Genomic DNA, 3917 nt, shown 5'->3' with positions numbered 1-3917 from the left:
CGATCTGTGACAGCGTGGGAGACGATCTCCCCGGAGGGGGTCATAGTCGCTGGTCGCAGAGTTCCGTCGGTGCCCCGTGTGGGCGGCTGGTCGTCCGAGCGGCGCCCTTGGCTGCAGCGGCCCGTCCGGGGACCGGGTGCGTCCCGCAGGAGGCGTCGTCGCCCTCGCGGCACCGGGCCACCGCCGCCGGCCGGCGGGACGGTCCGTGGTGGAGCCGGCCGCGCTCAGGCCGGTCGCCGTAGATCCTCCAGGTACCGCAGTACCGCGGCGACCCGCCGGTCCACCCGGTCCGTCGGCGACAGGTCGAGCTTGGCGAAGATGCTGCGGATGTGCTTGTGGACCGCGCCCTCGGTGACGACGAGCCGTTCGGCGATGGCGGTGTTGCCGAGCCCCTCGGCCATCAGGGCGAGTACGTCCCGTTCGCGGGGGCTGAGCCGGTCGAGGCGGGTGTCCTGGTGGGAACGGGTGAAGAGCTGGGCGACGACCTCGGGGTCGATGGCGGTGCCGCCGTCCGCCACTCGCCGCAGGGCGTCCAGGAACTCCTCCACCCGGCCGACGCGTTCCTTGAGCAGATAGCCGAGGCCGCTCACACCGCCGGTGAGCAGCTCGGTGGCGAAGGACTGCTCGACGTACGCGGACAGCACGAGGACGGCCAGGCCGGGACGCCGGCGCCGGGCCTCGACCGCCGCGACGATCCCCTCGTCGGTGTGGGTCGGCGGCATCCGTACGTCGAGGATGGCGACGTCCGGCCCGTGTGCGTCGATGGCGGCCAGCGCCTCGTCGGGGGTGCCCGCGGTGGCCACCACGTCGAGGCCCTCGGCGCGCAGCAGCAGGGCGAGGCCCTCGCGCAGCAAGGGGTCGTCCTCGGCGATCACGATCCGCATGTCACGAGCCACAGGGGAGTTCCACCTTCAGGGTTGTCGGGCCGCCCACCGGGCTGGCCAGGGAGAGGGTGCCGTCGTGTGCCGCGATCCGGCGGCGGATGCCGGTGAGTCCGGAGCCGCCGGCCTCTCCCCCGGAGCCGAATGCCTGGGAGGTGCCCCCAGCACCGCCCCGGCCGTCGTCCTCGACGCACAGGTGGAGACGCCCGCCGCGGCTGCGCGCGGTCACGGTGGCGTTTGCGGCGCCGCTGTGCTTGGCGATGTTGGTCAGGGCCTCGGCGATCACGAAGTAGGCGGTGGCCTCGACGGAGGCGGCGCAGCGTTCGGGTATGTCGACGTCGATCCGGCACGGCACCGCGCTCTCCGCCGCCAGCCCCGAGAGCGCGCCGGCCAGCCCGCGGTCGTCCAGCACCGGGGGCAGGATGCTCCGGGAGACCGTGCGCAGTTCCGCGAGGGCCTGCTCGGCGGCGGACTGGGCGCGTTCGAGGAGCTCGTCGGCGCCCGCCGGGTCGCGGGCCACCATGCGGCGGGCGGCACCGACCAGGACGGTGACGGAGACGATCCGGTTCTGGGTGCCGTCGTGCAGCGAGCGCTCGATGCGGCGCAGTTCGGTGGCGTGGGCGTCCAGGGCGGCGGCACGGGTGGCGGTGAGTTCGGCGACGCGGAGCGACAGGTCCGTGTCCGGCCCGGCTGCGAGGAGCAGGCGTCCGGGCCGGGCCTGCGCACGGGCCATGCCGGGGCCGAGCCCCAGGACGATGGCGATCCAGCCCACACCCAGCATGGCCACGGCGAGCGCGTCCGGCCAGGAGTGCGCGTTGCCGAGCCCCACGGAGGTGGCGGTCGTGTCCTCGGGCAGGAGCTTCCAGTACACCGGGAAGAGGCTGTCGCGCACGGCGATGAGCGGCAGGAGGACGCCGAACAGCCCCAGGAGGAGTCCCAGGGTGGCGTGCCGGGCCAGCCAGCGCAGCTCCCGCCGGGTGGTGGGGTCGACCAGGGCGAGCCGCAGCCGTGTCGGCGGCGGTTCCGGGGCGATGACCTCGGGACCCCGGCGGCCGAGCCGGCCGCGCTCCCGGCCGGCCAGGGCGTGCAGCGCGCCCAGGACGGCGGGCGCCATGAGCAGTCCGACCCCGACCGGGCTCGTGACGGCGGTGACGGCCAGCCAGAGCAGCACGAGCAGCGCCCGGAAGGCCGTACCCAGCCCGGAGGCGAGTTGTGCGATCGCGGCGCCGGCCGCACTCGTGGTCCGTACGACGGTGTCCCTGAGGCCCACCCGCCGGTCACCGGCTGTCACGTCCTGCCGGACCGCCATCCGCTCTCCCCCTCCCCTTGCGACGAACCATTCCGTGTGTTGCGAACGACCTTATGACGCCCACCAGTTCGCCGTCGGCCGAGGGCCGGGTCGCAGCCGGAGTACAGCCTGCTGTACCTCCGACCGGGCGGGCTGCGGGATCGGCCGGGAGGGGGGTCGGTCCGTAGCGTCGACGACGTCAGCCGGACCCCCGGATGCACCGCCCAGCACCGCAGGAGAAGCCCCATGGCGACCACCGACCCCTACCGCCTCACCACACCCGACACCCCCGTCGGCGGCACGCGCGAAGTGTCGTCGCCCGCCGTCACCGGCGGGGAGGTCGTCCGTACGCTGCTCTGGATCGTGGTCGTGGTCAGCGCGGTCGCCAACTCGGCGGCCACCTACGCCGGAGCGGACACCTGGGTGCACCTGGCCTGTGGCGTGGTCACCCTCCTCGGCGCGGGCACCCTCGTCGTGCGCCACCTGCGGGGCCGTCGGTGAACGCCGCCCCGGCCCGGACCCGCGACCCGGAGACCACCGCACACGAAGCGTCGGCGCCCGCCATCGCACTGGACCGGGTCGTCAAGGAGTACGCGGGAGGCTTCCGCGCCCTCGACGAGGTGTCGCTGACCGTGGAACGCGGCACGTTCCTCGCGGTGATGGGGCCCTCGGGCTCCGGCAAGAGCACGCTGATGCACTGCGCCGCCGGGCTGGACTCCCCGACCTCGGGCAGTGTCCGCATCGACGGGCACGAGATCGCCGGCCTGAACGAGACCCGCCGTACCGAACTGCGCCGGGAACGCGTCGGGTTCGTGTTCCAGGCGTACAACCTGATCCCCTCGCTCAGCGTCCAGGACAACATCACGCTGCCCCTGCGGCTGGCGGGGCGCACCCCGGACCACGACTGGCTGCGGACGCTGGTGCGACGGGTCGGGCTGTCCGACCGGCTCACCCACCGCCCGGCCGAACTCTCCGGTGGCCAGCAGCAACGGGCCGCCGTCGTCAGGGCGTTGGTGGCCAGGCCGGCCGTCGTGTTCGCCGACGAGCCGACCGGCGCGCTGGACCTGCGCAGCGCCCACGAGGTACTGGACCTGCTGCGCGACCTCGTCGACGACCTGCGCCAGACGGTGGTGATGGTCACCCACGATCCGGCCGCCGCGGCCCGGGCCCACCACGTGGCGGTGATGGCCGACGGCCGGGTGGTCGAGGCCCTCGAAGCGCCGACCGCCCCCGAACTCGCCCGCCGGCTCGTGGCGTTGGCAGGTGTCTGAGCCATGTTCGCCATGTTCCGTCCCGCCCTGCGGATGGCCGGACACCGGATCACCGCGCTGATCGCCGTGGCCTGCGCGGTTCTCGGCGGCGCGGCCCTGATCACCGGTACCGGTGTCCTGGCCGAGTCCGGCCTGCGCTCCCACCTGCCCGTCGGCCGTCTCGGCGGCGCGGACGTCGTCGTCGCGGCCGACCAGGAGTTGCACCCGAGCGGCGACCTGCCGATCGCGCTCCCGGAACGCCGTACGGTCCCGGCCCGACTGGTCGGCGAACTGGCCGGGTTGCCGGGTGTCACCGACGCGGTCGGCGACCTCGGATTCCCCGCCGCCCTCGTCGACGCGCACGGACGGGTCGTACCGGCCGGGGATCCCCGGGCGGCGGGCCACGGCTGGTCCTCGGTGAAGCTGCTGGACGGCGCGCGGGTCGACGGCGACGGGCCGGCCGGTTCCGGCGAGATCGCCGTGGACAGTGCCACCGCC

General features: G+C 74.5%; 4 protein-coding genes and 1 pseudogene. 3 read left to right on the top strand and 2 right to left on the bottom strand.

Translation table 11 applies throughout. The features are described from left to right. Positions 1-224: 224 nt before the first annotated feature. Together RB628_RS34895 and RB628_RS34890 are read right to left on the bottom strand one after the other, a co-directional pair. Positions 225-884: a response regulator transcription factor gene (locus RB628_RS34895; RefSeq protein WP_318324645.1), complete on the bottom strand. Its 660-nt coding sequence runs from the start codon at positions 882-884 to the stop codon at positions 225-227. 1 nt (position 885) lies between these two features. Next, positions 886-2190: a sensor histidine kinase gene (locus tag RB628_RS34890; RefSeq protein WP_318324643.1), complete on the bottom strand. Its 1305-nt coding sequence runs from the start codon at positions 2188-2190 to the stop codon at positions 886-888. 225 nt (positions 2191-2415) lie between these two features. On the opposite strand from RB628_RS34890, the gene RB628_RS34885 reads away from it, so the two are divergent. The 3 genes and pseudogenes from RB628_RS34885 to RB628_RS34875 form a co-directional block, all read left to right on the top strand. Beyond that, positions 2416-2670, top strand: a complete 255-nt coding sequence (locus tag RB628_RS34885; protein WP_318324642.1) for a hypothetical protein — start codon at positions 2416-2418, stop codon at positions 2668-2670. Further along, entirely contained in the window at positions 2667-3440 is a 774-nt protein-coding gene (locus tag RB628_RS34880) for an ABC transporter ATP-binding protein (protein WP_318324641.1), read from the top strand. Before RB628_RS34885 ends, RB628_RS34880 begins: the two co-directional genes overlap by 4 nt. A 12-nt stretch (positions 3441-3452) precedes the next feature. Then, positions 3453-3917 (top strand): annotated as a pseudogene (locus RB628_RS34875) (ABC transporter permease); the annotation flags it as partial.

This window comes from Streptomyces sp. ADMS (genome assembly GCF_033441795.1).
Taxonomy (GTDB): Bacteria; Actinomycetota; Actinomycetes; order Streptomycetales; family Streptomycetaceae; genus Streptomyces.
The sequence above is the reverse complement of the archived record's forward strand: the minus strand, read 5'-3'. Positions and strand labels throughout refer to the sequence as shown.

Bases quoted from the DNA above. Each gene is read 5' to 3' on its own strand.
- RB628_RS34895 (WP_318324645.1), bottom strand. From the start codon at position 884: ATGCGGATCGTGATCGCCGAGGACGACCCCTTGCTGCGCGAGGGCCTC.
- RB628_RS34890 (WP_318324643.1), bottom strand. From the start codon at position 2,190: ATGGCGGTCCGGCAGGACGTGACAGCCGGTGACCGGCGGGTGGGCCTC.
- RB628_RS34885 (WP_318324642.1), top strand. From the start codon at position 2,416: ATGGCGACCACCGACCCCTACCGCCTCACCACACCCGACACCCCCGTC.